The sequence below is a fragment of the Micromonospora yangpuensis genome (assembly GCF_900091615.1).
GTDB lineage: Bacteria > Actinomycetota > Actinomycetes > Mycobacteriales > Micromonosporaceae > Micromonospora > Micromonospora yangpuensis.
The window spans coordinates 2506193-2520793 of the sequence record NZ_FMIA01000002.1; the positions used below are offsets into that span (position 1 = coordinate 2506193).

General features: G+C 72.2%; 14 protein-coding genes. 6 read left to right on the forward strand and 8 right to left on the reverse strand.

Going from position 1 to position 14601, the window contains the following annotated elements; all coding sequences use genetic code 11:
• The first annotated feature begins 2 nt into the window (after nt 1-2).
• Nucleotides 3-407: a cytidine/deoxycytidylate deaminase family protein gene (locus tag GA0070617_RS11420; protein WP_091436288.1), complete on the forward strand. Its 405-nt coding sequence runs from the start codon at nt 3-5 to the stop codon at nt 405-407.
• 81 nt (nt 408-488) lie between these two features.
• On the forward strand, nt 489-2357 hold the full coding sequence (locus GA0070617_RS11425; protein ID WP_091436290.1) for a multicopper oxidase family protein: 1869 nt from the start codon (nt 489-491) through the stop codon (nt 2355-2357).
• A gap of 579 nt (nt 2358-2936) precedes the next feature.
• Here GA0070617_RS11425 and GA0070617_RS11430 read toward each other — a convergent pair.
• The 4 genes from GA0070617_RS11430 to trmB all read right to left on the reverse strand — a co-directional run bounded on the left by GA0070617_RS11430 (nt 2937) and on the right by trmB (nt 8203).
• Nucleotides 2937-3854 carry an endonuclease domain-containing protein gene (locus tag GA0070617_RS11430; RefSeq protein WP_091436292.1) on the reverse strand — a complete coding sequence of 306 codons (918 nt, stop codon included), beginning with the start codon at nt 3852-3854 and terminating at the stop codon, nt 2937-2939.
• Between the two features lie 351 nt (nt 3855-4205).
• A complete protein-coding gene (locus tag GA0070617_RS11435; RefSeq protein WP_091436294.1) occupies nt 4206-4850 on the reverse strand; it encodes a hypothetical protein in 645 nt (214 codons plus the stop codon).
• A gap of 119 nt (nt 4851-4969) precedes the next feature.
• A complete protein-coding gene (locus tag GA0070617_RS11440) occupies nt 4970-7477 on the reverse strand; it encodes a DEAD/DEAH box helicase (RefSeq protein WP_091436297.1) in 2508 nt (835 codons plus the stop codon).
• Between the two features lie 96 nt (nt 7478-7573).
• Nucleotides 7574-8203 (reverse strand): tRNA (guanosine(46)-N7)-methyltransferase TrmB, encoded by a 630-nt coding sequence (trmB, locus tag GA0070617_RS11445; RefSeq protein WP_217628923.1) that lies wholly within the window; start codon nt 8201-8203, stop codon nt 7574-7576.
• A gap of 242 nt (nt 8204-8445) precedes the next feature.
• Between trmB and GA0070617_RS11450 the strand changes: the two genes are divergently transcribed.
• Nucleotides 8446-9123: a hypothetical protein gene (locus GA0070617_RS11450; protein WP_229688307.1), complete on the forward strand. Its 678-nt coding sequence runs from the start codon at nt 8446-8448 to the stop codon at nt 9121-9123.
• A gap of 542 nt (nt 9124-9665) precedes the next feature.
• The gene (locus tag GA0070617_RS11455) at nt 9666-10271 is read left to right on the forward strand and encodes a class F sortase (RefSeq protein ID WP_091436303.1); all 606 of its coding nucleotides are present in this window, start codon (nt 9666-9668) and stop codon (nt 10269-10271) included.
• 106 nt (nt 10272-10377) lie between these two features.
• Here the strand turns inward: GA0070617_RS11455 and GA0070617_RS11460 are convergent, their stop codons facing one another.
• Nucleotides 10378-10956: a hypothetical protein gene (locus GA0070617_RS11460; protein ID WP_091436305.1), complete on the reverse strand. Its 579-nt coding sequence runs from the start codon at nt 10954-10956 to the stop codon at nt 10378-10380.
• Nucleotides 10957-11375: 419 nt separating this feature from the next.
• Here GA0070617_RS11460 and GA0070617_RS11465 point away from each other — a divergent pair, with 419 nt between their 5' ends.
• Nucleotides 11376-12143 carry a DUF5753 domain-containing protein gene (locus GA0070617_RS11465; protein ID WP_091436307.1) on the forward strand — a complete coding sequence of 256 codons (768 nt, stop codon included), beginning with the start codon at nt 11376-11378 and terminating at the stop codon, nt 12141-12143.
• Complete coding sequence (locus tag GA0070617_RS11470) at nt 12134-12325, forward strand: DUF397 domain-containing protein (RefSeq protein WP_091436310.1); 192 nt, start codon at nt 12134-12136, stop codon at nt 12323-12325. The genes GA0070617_RS11465 and GA0070617_RS11470 overlap by 10 nt, the downstream gene beginning before the upstream one ends.
• 157 nt (nt 12326-12482) lie before the next feature.
• Here GA0070617_RS11470 and GA0070617_RS11475 read toward each other — a convergent pair whose 3' ends face one another.
• From GA0070617_RS11475 to GA0070617_RS11485, 3 genes are read right to left on the reverse strand one after another with little or no spacing between them, the layout of a single operon-like run.
• Nucleotides 12483-12803 (reverse strand): antibiotic biosynthesis monooxygenase family protein, encoded by a 321-nt coding sequence (locus GA0070617_RS11475; RefSeq protein ID WP_091436312.1) that lies wholly within the window; start codon nt 12801-12803, stop codon nt 12483-12485.
• Between the two features lie 18 nt (nt 12804-12821).
• Nucleotides 12822-13619, reverse strand: coding sequence for an exodeoxyribonuclease III (locus GA0070617_RS11480; RefSeq protein WP_091436314.1), 798 nt, complete (start codon nt 13617-13619; stop codon nt 12822-12824).
• Between the two features lie 38 nt (nt 13620-13657).
• Nucleotides 13658-14578, reverse strand: a complete 921-nt coding sequence (locus GA0070617_RS11485) for a proteasome assembly chaperone family protein (RefSeq protein ID WP_091436317.1) — start codon at nt 14576-14578, stop codon at nt 13658-13660.
• Nucleotides 14579-14601: the final 23 nt, after the last annotated feature.

Below are 14601 nucleotides of genomic sequence, written 5' to 3' on the forward strand. Positions count from 1 at the left end.
GGATGACGATGCGGGACACCGACCGGGCGCTGGTGCAGGCGGCCAGCGCGGTGGCCAAACTACGCTGCCGCAGCGCCAGCCACACGCTGGCCAGCGCGGCCCGGACCGCCCAGGGCCGGGTGGTCACCGGCGTGGACGTCGTGCACCCCGCCGTCGACGCCTGCGCCGAGGTGGTGCTCCTCGGCGCCGCCGCCACCCAGGGCGTCGGCGAGTTGGAGACCCTCGTCACGGTGGGGGACCGGGGGCGCAGCCTGGTGCCGCCCTGCGACCGGTGCCGTCGGCTGCTCGCCGACCACTTCCCGGCGCTGCGGGTGATCGTCGGCCCGCTCGAGGATCCCCAGGTCGTGCCGGTGACCGACCTGACCGCCCTGGTACCGCCTGTCGCAGGTGACCCCGATCCTGAGTAATATTCCGCTTTTGCACTGATTGGCAGCTTTGTGAGCCAACTTCTGTTTAGTCTCGGTTGGGAGCTACGGAGGGGGCGGCTCATGGTCACTCGGCGGCGGTTGCTGGTCACGGGGGCGGTCGGCACGGCGGCGGCGCTGGCCCCGCCCGGTTGGGCGGGCGCAGGGGCGGGGACGGGGACATCGGCCCCGACGCTGGCCGCCGAGACGATCCCCAAGTACGTCACCCGGCTGCGGGTGCCGGGGACCATGCCCACCGTCGCCCGCACCGACGCCGACGAGTACTCGGTCGGGCTGCGCCAGTTCCGGCAGCAGGTGCTGCCGACCTCCCTGCCCGGCACCCGGGTGTGGGGGTTCGGCTCCACGGCCCACCCGTGGACGTTCCGCTACCCGGGCAACACCATCGAGGCCCGGGTGGACCGCCCGGTCCGGGTCACCTGGCGCAACGAGCTGGTCGACGGCGACGGGCGGTACCTGCCCCACCTGCTACCGGTCGACCCGGCACTGCATTGGGCCAACCCGGCCGGCGGCACCGAGGGCCGGGACACCCACCCCGACCCCGACCGGACGCCGGCCCGCTACCTCGGCCCGGTCCCGCTGGTCGTGCACCTGCACGGCGGCCACAACCTGCCGGAGAACGACGGCTACCCCGAAGCCTGGTACCTGCCGGACGCGCGGGACATCCCCGCCGGCTACGCCCGGGTGGGCAGCTCCTACGAGGAGTTCGACGCCCTGGCGAACGCCGGAACGCACTGGTCGCCCGGCTCGGCCCGCTTCGAGTACCGCAACGACCAGCAAGCCACCACGCTCTGGTACCACGATCACAGCGTCGGGCTCACCAGGTTGAGCATGTACGCCGGTGCCGCCGGCTTCTACCTGCTGCGGGGCGGGGACGCCGACCTGCCGCCGGGCGTGCTGCCCGGCGCGGCAGCCGGGCCCGACGGAACGCCCCACGAGATCCCGATGCTGATCCAGGACCGCAGCTTCCGCGCCGACGGCGAGCTGTCCTACCCGTCGGGCCGGGCCGGGATGCCCTTCTTCGGTACCACCATGGTGGTCAACGGCAACACCTGGCCGGTGCTGCCGGTGCAGCGCCGCCGGTACCGGTTCCGCCTGCTCAACGGCTGCAACAGCCGGTTCCTCCAGCTCTGCGTGGCGGCGCGGCCGACCAGCCGGCCGGCCCGCCCGGTGCTGCCGATCTGGCAGCTCGGCAGCGACGGCGGCTTCCTGCCCGCCCCGGTCGAGCAGGACCGGCTGGCCCTCTCCATCGGGTCCCGCTCCGACGTGCTGATCGACTTCACCGACGTCCCCGCCGGCACCGAGCTGTACCTGGTCAACGAGGGACCGGACGGACCGGACGCCCGCGGGGGACCGGCCGACCCGCAGACCACCGGGCAGGTGCTGAAGTTCGTCGTCACCGACCGGATCGGCCCGGACGACACCGTCCCCGCGCACCAGCTGCGGCTGCCCGCGGTGCCCCCGCTCGGACCCGCCGACCGCGTCCGGCGACTCTCCCTGTCGTACGCGAACTCCACCGGGCACGGCGTTCTCCAGCTGGGCGTGGTCGACCAGCGCGGCCGACCCGTGCCGCTGCCCTGGGGCGCCCCCGTAACCGAGCAGGTGGGACTCGGCAGCACCGAGATCTGGGAACTGCACAACTTCACCTCGCAGACCCACCCGGTTCACCTGCACCAGGTGCAGTTCGAGCTACTCGGGTCGGGCCGGTCGGGCGGCGGACCGGCCCGGGGCGACCAGGGTGGCCGGCACGACACCGTCCCGGTCTTCCCCGGCAGCGTGCGCCGGATCAAGGCCCACTTCGACCTGCCCGGCCGGTACGTCTGGCACTGCCACATCCTGGAGCACGAGGATCACGACATGATGCGCCCGTACGTCGTGACCCCCGCCGGTGCCCCCGAAGCCGGCGGCGGAGGCGCCGCCCACCTCACCCCCTGACCCAACTCCCCCGACACCCATCGGACAGCGGGAACCCCGTTCAGGTCGACCGGGCCGCTCAGGTTGCGGTGGCCTCCGTCGCTGGTGGGGGCACTGGATCGTGGTTGTGGTGGTGTTTTGCGCTTGTTAGGGCACTGGATCGTGGATGTGGTGGCCTTCGGCGCTGGTGGGGGCGCTGGATCGTGGTTGTGGTGGTGGTCGGGTTGCTGGATCCGGGATGTGGTGGTGTCTGGTGCCCGTTGGGTTACCTGGATCCGGGTCGGGGTGGGTGTCCCCGCCCGACCAGACGAGCGCACGCCGCTCCTTCCTGGATGTGGTGGCCACGCCGACGAGCATCGGCCGCTCCTTCCTGAATCTGGTGACCTGACAGTCGGGTATGAATGGTGGGGTGCCAGTCTGCTGGCCGTCGTCGGCCGTCCATACGTTCGCCGCGAGCTTGATCCGGACCTGGCCGGGCTCATCGGCAGCAGCGACCACGCCCGCGGACCGGAGCCAGGAACGGAACGGGCACCACAGGGCACCACATTCCGGCGTAACGACGGGTGCCGCCAGAGACCGGTGTGCCGGTGGGGTGTGGTGTCAGAGTCGGGCGCCTCGGGATCGCAGGGCGATGTGGACCTCGCCCAGGAATCCGTCGAGGTCCTCCCGTAACCGTCGGGCGGTGACGTGCAGGACGAGCCAGCCTTCGCCGACCAGTTGGTTGAGTCGACGCCGGTCGCGGTGAAGTTGTTCCGGATCGTCGTGCCAGCGGCCGTCGTACTCGACCGCCACCTTGAAGGCCGGCCACGCCAGATCGACCCGTGCGATGAACCGCCCCTGACCGGTGATCACGTACTGGGTGACCGGCCGGGGCAGCCCTGCCCGCACGAGGTGCACCCGCGTCCGGGATTCCTGCGGAGACTCCGCACCGCCGTCGGTCAGCTCGACGACCCGCAGCAACGCCCGCCAGCCCCGCCGGTCGCGGTGCTCCCACGCATAGGCACGAAGGTCGTCTTGGCTGGTCAACCGCTGTCTGAGTAGTGCGTCGACGACCACGACCGCCTCCATGGCAGTCAGCCAGCAGGCCAGGTCCCAGCAGGTACGGGTGACGGTCGTGACGAGGATGCCGTCCCGGTCTACGGCATCCGTCGCCTCGCGCAGGCCACGATGCACCCGTACACCCGAGATCGGACCCATCCGGACATCCGCGGGAGTCAGCACGTCGATCGGTTCCTCGTTGGCTGTGGCAGCCGCGCCGTGCAGGGCGGCTGCCGCACGTCCGGCGATGGCCGTGCCTGGGGGAGCCAGCCAACGGCTCACCGCCAGGCAACGGGCCCGGTGAGTCAGGGTCAGGTCGGTGTCGGCGTAGATGTCGCGGAACAGTCGCTGCCAGGCCGCACTTCGGAGGTCGTTGCGGCTGAGCAGGCCGTCGTTGACGACGGTGGAACCACGGAAGATGCGACCTCGCAGCTGCGGGGGCGCCGGGCGGTTTCTGCCATGCCCGCCAGGCTGGCGCATCCACCGTCACCGCCGCGCCCCCTGTGGACAACGGCCAAGGGCCAGCACCGGTCACCTGTGGATAACTCCGAGAACCGCCCCCCTCTCTGGTATGACGCCTCCCCGCGCCGCCCCCACCCGAACACCCCTCGCTGCTTCCCGGATCCTGGTGTCGCTGGTGTGGTGGGAGCCTGCTGTTTCTCGGATTCAGGGCCTCTCATGTGGTGGCTGTTCGCTGTTTCCGGGATTCAGGGCGTCCCGGTGTGGTGGGAGCCTGCTGTTTCCGGGACGTGGTGGCTTCCGTCTGGTGGGCCCTCACTCGTTCGGGATGTGGGGGCGTTGGGTGGCGGCTCTTGCGCGGGTGCTGTTTCGTCAGGCGGCGGTGGACCAGATGGCGCGGAACGCGGCGGCCTCGCCGGCCAGCCACTGCTCGACCTGCTCGGGCTTGACGGAATCCGGCATCCGGTGGGTCGTGCCCCGGCGGACGTCGACCAGGATCGGCTGGGCGTGCGGCAGGACCGCGTCCATGTGTCGGGCCATCAGGTGCAGGGTCGCCAGGGCGGCCTCCTCGCTGGGCGGAGCCTCGTCGAAGTGCAGTCGGACGGCCTCGGCGCGGCCGTCGGCGTACCGGATGCCGAAGTGGGGGTTGATCTTGACTGGGAGGTCGCCGAGCAGGGCGAGGGCGTCGCGGGTCTGCGCCAGCTCCACCTCGCGCGGGTCGCCGAGTGAGTGCAGCCACTGCGTCGCGCCGGGCACCAGCGCCTGGTAGAGCGGACGCCACCGGGGCTTGACCACGTCGACCACCTGGGCCAGGTGGGTGCCGCCGGTGTGGAAGGCGACGTCGGCCTTGAGCGCCTTGACGAACTGACCGTGCGGGTTGAAGCCGGAGCGGCTGGCCCGCTGCTTGCGCAGGCCGCCGACGAAGGTGGCCTTGGTGGGTCCGGTGCGGTCGACGTACCGGGTGAAACCCAGCAGGGTCGCGTACGGCGTGAGGGGGGTGGAGGTGGGCGCGTTCATGGGCGTCCTCCCAGCTCAAAGGCTCGATTAGTACACACATTCTAATCGACGGGTCTGACATCGCCCAGGGCAGAAAAGGGGCCGCCCGGACACTCCGGACGGCCCCGCGAAGAGAAATTTCAGAGCTGTCCGACGTCGGTGATCCGCACCACGGCGGCACCTGTCTCGTCCGAGGCGACCAGGTCCACCTCGGCGCTGATCCCCCAGTCGTGGTCGCCGTCCGGGTCGTCCAGGATCTGCCGCACCGTCCACCGCTGCGAGTTGCTCTGGTCGATCATCAGCAGCGCCGGTCCTCGGGCGTCCGGACCGGTCCCGATCCCGTCGTACGCCTCGAAGTACGGTGCCAGCGCGTCCGTCCACGCCCCGGCGTCCCAGCCGTCGGCGGCGTCCAGCTCACCGAGCAGGTCGTAGCGGCGCAGCGCGGCCAGCTCGACCCGGCGGAACAGCGCGTTGCGCACCAGCACCCGGAAGGCGCGGGCGTTGCGGGTGACCGCCGGTGGCCGGTCGTCCAGGGCGGCGGCCACCTCCTCGGCGTCCGACGGGTTGCGCAGCCGTTCCCACTCGTCGATCAGGCTGGAGTCGACCTGGCGGACCAGCTCGCCCAGCCACTCGATGAGGTCGACCAGCTCCTCGGTCTTGGCGTCCTCGGGCACCGTCTGCCGCAGCGTCTTGTAGGCGTCGGCCAGGTAGCGCAGCACCAGCCCCTCGGACCGGGTCAGGCCGTAGAACTGCACGAACTCGCCGAAGGTCATCGCCCGCTCGTACATGTCGCGGACCACGGACTTGGGGGAGAGCTGGTGGTCGGCGACCCACGGGTGCCCCCGCCGGTACATCTCGTACGCGGCGTCCAGCAACTCGGCCAGCGGCTTCGGGTAGGTCACCTCGTCGAGCAGTTCGAGCCGGGCCTCGTACTCGATGCCCTCGGCCTTCATCGCGGCGACCGCCTCACCACGGGCCTTGAACTGCTGCGCGGAGAGCACCTGGCGGGGGTCGTCGAGGATCGACTCGACCACGCTGAGCACGTCCAGGGCGTACGCGGGGCTCTCCGCGTCGAGCAGCTCGATCGTGGCCAGGGCCAGCGGGGAGAGCGGCTGGTTGAGGGCGAAGTCGAGTTGCAGGTCGACGGTGAGCCGGACCCGCCGGCCGGTCTCGTCCGGCTCGGGCAGCTCCTCGACCACCCCGCCGGCGCGCAGGGCCCGGTAGATCGCGATGGCCCGGCGGATGTGCCGGCGCTGCGCGGCGGCGTCCTCGTGGTTGTCGGTGAGCAGGTGCCGCATCGCGGCGAACGCGTCACCGGGGCGGCCGATGACGTTGAGCAGCATCGAGTGGCTGACCTGGAAGCTGGAGGTCAACGGCTCCGGCTCGGCCTCGACCAGCCGCTGGAAGGTCGGCTCGCCCCAGCCGATCGAGCCCTCCGGCGGCTTGCGGCGGACCACCTTACGCCGCTTCTTCGGGTCGTCGCCCGCCTTGGCCAGCGCCTTCTCGTTCTCGATCACGTGCTCGGGGGCCTGCACCACCACCCGGCCGATGGTGTCGAATCCGGCCCGGCCGGCCCGCCCGGCGATCTGGTGGAACTCCCGGGCCTTCAACAACCGGGTACGGACCCCGTCGTACTTGCTCAGGCCGGTGAAGAGCACCGTACGGATCGGCACGTTGATGCCGACGCCGAGGGTGTCCGTACCGCAGATGACCTTGAGTAGGCCGGCCTGGGCGAGGGTCTCCACCAGCCGGCGGTACTTGGGCAGCATCCCCGCGTGGTGCACCCCGATGCCGTGCCGGACCAGCCGGGACAGGGTCTTGCCGAAGCCGGAGGTGAACCGGAACCGGCCGATCGCGGCGGCGATCAGATCCTTCTCGGCGCGGGTGCTGACGTTGACGCTCATCAGCGCCTGGGCCCGTTCCAGGGCGGCGGCCTGGGTGAAGTGCACCACGTACACCGGGGCCTGCTTCGTCTGCAGCAGCTCCTCCAGGGTCTCGTGCATCGGCGTCATCGCGTACGAGAAGAGCAGCGGGACCGGCCGCTCGGCGGTGCGTACGACGGCGGTGGCGCGGCCGGTACGCCGGGTCAGGTCGTCGACGAAGCGGGTGGTGTCGCCGAGGGTGGCCGACATCAGGATGAACTGCGCCTGGGGCAGCTCGATGATCGGCACCTGCCAGGCCCAGCCCCGGTCCGGCTCGGCGTAGAAGTGGAACTCGTCCATGATCACCTGACCGACGTCGGCCCGGGCGCCCTCGCGCAACGCCAGGTTGGCCAGGATCTCGGCGGTGCAGGCGATCACCGGGGCGTCGGCGTTGACGCTGGCGTCCCCGGTGAGCATGCCGACGTTCTCCGCGCCGAAGATCTCACAGAGGGCGAAGAACTTCTCCGACACCAGCGCCTTGATCGGCGCGGTGTAGAAGGTGGTGCGGTTGTCGGCCAGCGCGGCGAAGTGCGCGGCGGTGGCCACCAGGCTCTTGCCGGAGCCGGTGGGCGTGTTCATGATCAGGTTCGCGCCGGAGACGATCTCGATGACCGCCTCCTCCTGATGGGGGTAGAGGTCGAGGCCGCGCTCCTTCGCCCAGCCGGCGAACGCGTCGTACAGGGCATCGGGGTCGGCGCTTGCAGGCAGCGCGGCGGTGAGCGTCATAGCCGCTCCATCGTGCCCGCCCACCGCCCCCGCGCGCCAACCGGGTGTAAGGAAGGGCCCCCTGTACAACAGAAAGCGATAGGAAGGGGCCCTTCCTTACACCCGGTGGTAGATCAGGTCGAAGACGTCGCGGCTGGCGGTGCGGGCCCGGCGTTCGAACTTGGTCACCGGCCGGTGCGCCGGGCGCGGCGCGTACCCGGGGTGGGCGTTGACCAGGCCCGGGTCGTCATCGAGGGTCCGGCGCATCGACTCGGCGTACTCCGCCCAGTCGGTCGCGCAGTGCAGCGTGCCGCCGGGGGTCAGTCGGGAACGCAGCAGGGCGACGTGCGCGGGTTGGATCAGTCGCCGTTTGTGGTGGCGGGTCTTGGGCCACGGGTCGGGGAAGAAGACGTGCACCGCGTCCAACGCGTCGACCGGTAGGCCGCGTACCAGCTCCAGCGCGTCGCCCTCGACGATCCGGACGTTGCCCAGCCCGTGCCGGCGGACCAGGTCCAACAGGTTCGCGATTCCCGGCGTGTGCACCTCGACCGCCAGATAGTCTCGGCTCGGGTCGTCGGCCGCCATGGCGGCCGTGGCGTCCCCCATACCGGAACCGATCTCCAGCACCACCGGTGCCCGGCGTCCGAACAGGTCGGCCAGGTCCAGCGGGCTGCCGGCAGGCTCCGGCACGGTCAGCCCGAAGACCGGCCAGAGCTGGTCCATCGCGTCGAGCTGACGGCCGGTCATCCGGCCACGGCGTGGGTGGAAGGTCCGGATCGGGATCGCGGTCGGGACGGGGGTCGACGACGTGGCCGGTGACGGCCCGGCGACGGCGGCGGGTTCGTGGTCGGTGGAGGTCACAGCGACCCGAGAGTACGCGACGCCGCGGTCGGAGCGGATGTGATGTGCGACCCGGGATGAGAGGATCATCCCGTACGGCAGGCCGGGCGGTCGCCGCCCGGCAGGGGTGGACCGCGCCGGGAGGGGACATGGGGGCAGGTAGGCGCCTCGGCGCAGCGCTGGCGATCACACTCGCCACCTTCACCGTTTCGCTGGCCGGTGGCGCGCCGGCCCTGGCCGGTGCCCGTCCGCTGGCCCAGCCGGCCGATCCGCTGCCCGGTGACCCGCTGCCCGTCGACCCGCAGCCGGGCGATCCGCAGCCCGGTGGCCCGCCGCAGCCGGCACCACCCGCCCCGCCCCACCCGGACAACATCTTCGTCCAGGTCAGTCCGGCCGTGGTGCAGCCCGGTTACCTGGTCGGGATCAGGGCCAGCTGTCGGGACAACTCGGTCCCGGCGACCGTCTGGTCGGACGCCTTCGGCAAGGTCACCGTCCATCCCCAGTACGGCTACCTGACCGCCTCCCCGATGGTGGCCACGCGTACCCGGCCGGGCAACTACCGGGTGAAGCTGGAATGCCGTTCGGGGGCGACCGCCACCACGACCCTCCAGGTCACCAAGCACTACCCGCCGACCTATCCGCCGACTCGTCCGCCGACCCACCGACCCAGCCACGGCCCGGCCACCGGTTTCGGCGGCGCGGCCGGCGGCGGACCCGGTGACCTGCTGGTCCCGGGCGGGCTGGCGTTGACGCTGGCGGGTGCGGTGGCCGGTGTCCTGGCGGCCCGCCGACCGCGTGACGGCCACGGTGGTGGGGGCCCGTCGTGACCGTCGACCGCCGCGACGCGCCACCGGACCGCCTGCTCGGACCGGACCGCCGCGACGCGCCACCGGACCGCCTGCTCGGACCGGACCACCTTCCCGGGCCGGGCCGGTTCGCCGCCGCCACCTATCTGGCGTCCCGCCCGGTGGTGGGCAGGTTCGGTCGCCCCCGCCGACTCGTCGATCCACCCGACTTCGCCCGGCCCGATCCGTCGGGAGCGGAACCGGCCCGGCAGTCCCGGCCCTGGTCGGACCTGGCCCGGCAGGCCCTTTCGGGGAGTGTCGCTTCCCGCCCTGGCCAGGCCGGCGGGGACACGACCCGTCCCGGTCGGCCGGGCACCGGTGCCGGCGGGGGTGCGGCCGGTGCCGGCTGGGCCGGCTGGAGCGTGGCCGCTGCCGGTTGGACTGGCGGGAGTGGGGCCGGAGGTGGCCCGGCCGGCGGGGGTGCGGCCGGAGGTGGCCGGGCTGGCGGGGGTGCGGCCGGTGCCGGCCGGGCGGCAGGCGAGGCCGCCGGAGCGGGCCGGCCGGACGGGCGGCGCCCCTGGTCGGTGCCGTTGGCGGTGGTGCTGGTGCTGGTCGGGATCTTCGCCACCGGCGCGGGCCTCGGCCGTACCGTCGGGCCGTTCGACTGGGTGGCCGCGACGCCGGAGGCCGAACCGGCAGCGGGTGAGTCGGTGGCCGGCGGGTTGTCCGCCAGCCGGCCGGTGGGTCTGGCGGTGCCCACGATCAAGGTCAACGCGCCGGTACGGCCGGTCGGGCAGGCCCCCGACGGCACGATCGCCGTGCCGCCGCTGGAGCGGCACAACGAGACCGGTTGGTACGACCGCGCACCGACCCCGGGCGAGGCCGGTCGGGCGATCATCGTCGGGCACGTGGACAGCAAGGACGGCCCGTCGGTCTTCTACGAGCTGGCCCGGCTCACCCCCGGTGACCGGATCGAGGTGACCCGGGCCGACGGGTCGGTGGCCGTCTTCGCGGTCGACTCGGTGGAGCACTTCGCCAAGGACAACCTGCCTGCCGACCGGGTCTACGGCGACTCCGGCCCGCCCGAACTGCGGTTGATCACCTGCGGCGGGCAGTGGCTCGGCGGACGGACCGGGTACCAGGACAACGTGATCGCCTTCGCCTCGCTTGTCGACTCCCGCAGCCGGTGACCCGGCTGCTGCACTCGCGGTGCCCGGTAGAAAGCCCGCCCCGGGGGCGTCGCGGCGGCGGGGGACCGAAAGCGACGCCGCACCGGGGCGGGCGGTCCGGGGGAGGTCAGGTCACCGCGGGTCGGATGGCGTCCCGCGCCCAGGCGAGAAACCGTTGGTCGAGCGTCGCCGGGTGGGGGCGTTGGCCGAGTTGGTGAAGCTGGTCGCCCGCGTGGGCCAGCATCGCGCCGAGATACATCACCAGGGCGTCCGGCTCACCCTCGTAGACGCGTAGTAGCGCCGCCTGGGCGGGCCCGCACGGCCAGTCCTTCCGGCACGCCGAGCAGCCCCAGAGTGGGCGCATCGGAGTGTGTCGGGTGCGGGTGATGTCGGGCAACGGCTGCCGTGAGCGCATCAGGTCGAGCGCCACCGCCCGCGCGTCGGCGTCGCTCAAGGGCGTGCAGAACACGAACCGTCGGACGACCTCGGGCGCGGGCAGGTAGCGCATGTCCCGGATAGCCAGCTGGGTCAGGTAGATCAGCGCGCCGACGATCTGCATCGACGCGTCGCCGGACCGGTACTCCGTGCACGGCCACGGCTCCGCGCACGCCGTGCAGTCCCACGTCGGTCGGGTCGGCACGTGTGAGGCGTCCGCGCCGTAAGTGATCGGGATCATCATCGCCAGCGCCCCCGGTTCGCCCGCCATGCCTGAGCCGGGGTCAGGTTCCCGGCGCTGCCCGGCCGCACGACCGGGTACACGGCGGTGCGCGTGTTCGCCCAGTCCGGGTGCGGGGTCGTGCGGTCGGTCGCCGGCTGGCGGGATCCTGCGGCGTGGCGCGGCCCGGGTCGCTGCCCGCGGTTCGTGCGCCGTCTGCGGAAAAGCATCGGGTACCCCTCTGTGTGGTCGCTTGTGGTCTGTGAGGGGGCCGCCTTCGAGCAAGGTGGGTGAACCGCGAGGCGGCCCCCGGGACGGCGCGGCCTGCCGGTCCCGACGGGCCGGGTCGGGATTCACCTTCCCGCCGGGAAGCTGCGCCGTCCTGTGACCACTATGGCTATCGGAGGGTAGGCGGCCACACCACGTTAGGTAAGATAGACAGACGTCGCAAACGTCGGGGAGGGTGCTTCGTGAACCACGTTCTGATTGAAGCCATGACGCAGTGCGGGGAGACCGCCGACAGCCTTGCGGCCCAGGTGGGGGTAGACCCGAAGTCTGTCCAGCGGTGGGTCAACCCTGGTGCCGTGCCGCATCCTCGGCACCGGTCGACCGCCGCGCGGGTGCTGGGCCGCGACGTTGGCGACCTTTGGCCGAGCACGGTGCGCCGCCGTGAGCCGGCATGGTTCCGGCGGTGGGCCGACATCGAACGCGCGGCGGTGTCCCTGCGGACATTCCAACTCGCCTGGGTGCCCGGCCTGTTGCAGACCGAGGCGTACGCGCGGGCGACCCTCGCCGGCGAGGCGCTGAGCGTCGCCGAGGTAGATGGCCTGGTCGAGGGTCGGACAGCGCGGCAATCGATCCTGCGCCGGGACCGGCCGCCGTTGCTGGTCGCGGTTATCGACGAGACTGTACTGCGGCGGACGCTCGGCGGTGACCGGGCGATGATGCGCGAGCAGTGCGCCTATCTGCTCGCCTGCGCCGAGCTGCCGTCGGTGCGCGTGCACGTCGTACCGAGCACCGTCGGCATCTATTCGGGGCACGGTGGGCCGATCACGCTCGCTGAATTGGGCGACGGGTCGGCCTGGGCGCACGTGGACAGTCAGGGGCGCGGCGAGATCGTCGACAGCGCGACGGACCTTGCTACGCTGAGTCGCAGATGGGAACTCATCCGGGGCGTGGCGATGTCCGTCGACCAGTCCCGTGACCTGCTCGAAGAGGTGGCAGCATCATGGACCTGACCCGCGCGCGGTGGCGCAAGAGCACGTACAGCGGCAACAACGGCGGCGACTGTGTCGAGGTCGCCGACAATGTGCCCGGCGTCGTCGGTGTTCGGGACTCGAAGGACCCGGCCGGCCCGGCGCTGACCTTCGGTCCGGCCGCGTGGCGGGCGTTCGTCGGCATGGCGGCGGCGCAGCGCTGAGCGGAAGGGCCCTTCACGCCTCGCGGATTCTGGCGATCCCCGCAACACCCTGAATCAGGGAGTTGCGGGGATCGTGGTTTTGCGGACTCCCGCAGCCGGTGACCCGGCTGTTGCCCACTGTCGGTGGTCTGCCCGCCGGGCCGCCACCAGACTGTGGTCAGCGGGGGCCGGGGACCTGCTGGACCACCTCGAACTCCAGCAGGTTCGCGCCGGTGGCGACCGGCCGGCGGGGCGGCTCACCCTCCCCGGCGCCGTGTGCGGCGCGGGACGGCCCGGCGGCCCAGTTCTGGTACGCCTCCTCGCTCTCCCACCTGGTGTAGACGAAGTAGCGGCTCTCGCCGCCGACCGGACGCAGCAACTCGAACCCGAGGAAACCGGGGGAGTTCTCCACCGCGGCGGCCCGGGCGGCGAAGCGCCGTTCCAGTTCCTCGCCGCCGCCGGGCGGTACGTCGAGCGCGTTGATCTTCACGATGGCCATGTTCTCCAGCCTAGGCGCTCACAACGACTCCACGGCGGGCACCAGGTCAGCGTCGACCACCACCGGGGCGTGGTCGGAGGGGCCCTTGCCCTTGCGTGCCTCCCGGTCGACGTACGCCGAACGCACCGCGTGGGCGAGCGGCGCGGAGGCGTACACCAGGTCGATCCGCATGCCCTTGTTCTGGTGGAACATCCCGGCCCGGTAGTCCCAGTAGGTGTACGGGTGCGGCCCCTTCATTGCCGTCGGCACCACGTCCCGCAGCCCCAGGTCCCGCAGGGCGGCCAGGGCGGCGCGTTCGGCCGGGGTGACGTGGGTGGAGGTGACGAAGAGCGCCGGATCCCAGACGTCGGCGTCGGTGGGGGCGACGTTGAAGTCGCCGCAGACGGCCAGCGTGGGCGCCCCGGTCAGCTCCTGCTCCAAGGCGTCGCGCAGGGCGGCGAACCAGGCCAGCTTGTACGCGTAGTGCGGGTCCTCGGGCGTCCGCCCGTTCGGCACGTACACCGACCAGACCCGCAACCCGGCGCAGGTGGCCGAGATGGCGCGGGCCTCGGGGGCGGGGAAGCCCGGCTCACCGGGGAACCCGACGGTCACGTCGCCCAACCCCACCCGGGACAGGATGGCCACGCCGTTCCACCGGCCGTCGCTGTGACTGGCCACCGTGTAGCCCAGCTCGCCCACCTCGGCGACCGGGAAGGCCCCGTCGGGGCACTTGGTCTCCTGCAGGCACACGACGTCGGGGCCGGTGGTGGCCAGCCAGTCGAGCAGCCGGGGCAGGCGGGCCTTCACGGAGTTCACGTTCCAGGTCGCCAGGCGCATGCCTCCAGCCTGCCCCATTCTCGGCCCCGGCCGGTGGATCAGCTGCCCGGGGTGTCACCCGGGCGGCTCTGCTCGGCCAGGAAGCGTTCCAGCTCGGCACCGAGCTCGTCGGCGGTGGGCAGCGGACCGTTCTCGGCGGCGAGCAGGTTCTTCTCGCCACGTCCTCGGGCGAACGCGTCGTACTGCTCCTCCAGGGCCTGGACCAGCGCGGCGGCGTCCTCGGTCTGGCCCACCTGCCGGTCGATCTCGACCCGGACCACCTCGGCGGCCGACCGCAGGTCCTCGGTGGGCAACAGCAGGCCGGTGCTGCGGGAGACCGAGGTGAGCAGCACCTCGGCAGCGGCCGGGTACTCGGTCTGGGCGACGTAGTGCGGCACGTGCGCGGCGAAGCCCAGCGCGTCCCGGCCGGCCTCGCCGAGCCGGAACTCCAGCAGGTGGCCGACGCTGCCGGGGACCTGCACCCGCTGCAACCACGGCTCGTGGCCGGCGATCAGGTCCCGCCGGGTGGCGTGCGCGGTCACCCCGGTCGGCCGGGTGTGCGGCACCGCCATCGGGATCGAGTTGAGTCCCACGGTCAGCCGGACGTCGAGGCGGGTGGCGAGCCCGGCCACGGCGGCGGCGAAGCGCTCCCACTGCAGGTCCGGCTCGGGGCCGGTGAGCAGGAAAAACGGGGTCTCGTCGTCGTCGTGCAGCAGGTGCAGGGCCAGCTGGGGCGCGTCGTAGGACTCCCAGTGGTCCTCGACGAAGGTCATCACCGGCCGGCGGGAGCGGTAGTCGAAGAGCTGGTCGACGTCGAAGGTGGCCACCGGGCGGGCCTCCAGCGAGGTGAGCAGCTGTTCCCGGGCCAGCCTGGTGGCGCTGCCGGCGTCGACGAAACCGGTCAGGGCCTGGATGAGCACCGGCTGACCGAGGTCGGGCAGCTCGTCGGCGAGTTCGTAGAGCTCGTGTGGGTCGAGCACCGGACGGGACCTCCCTGGGGCTG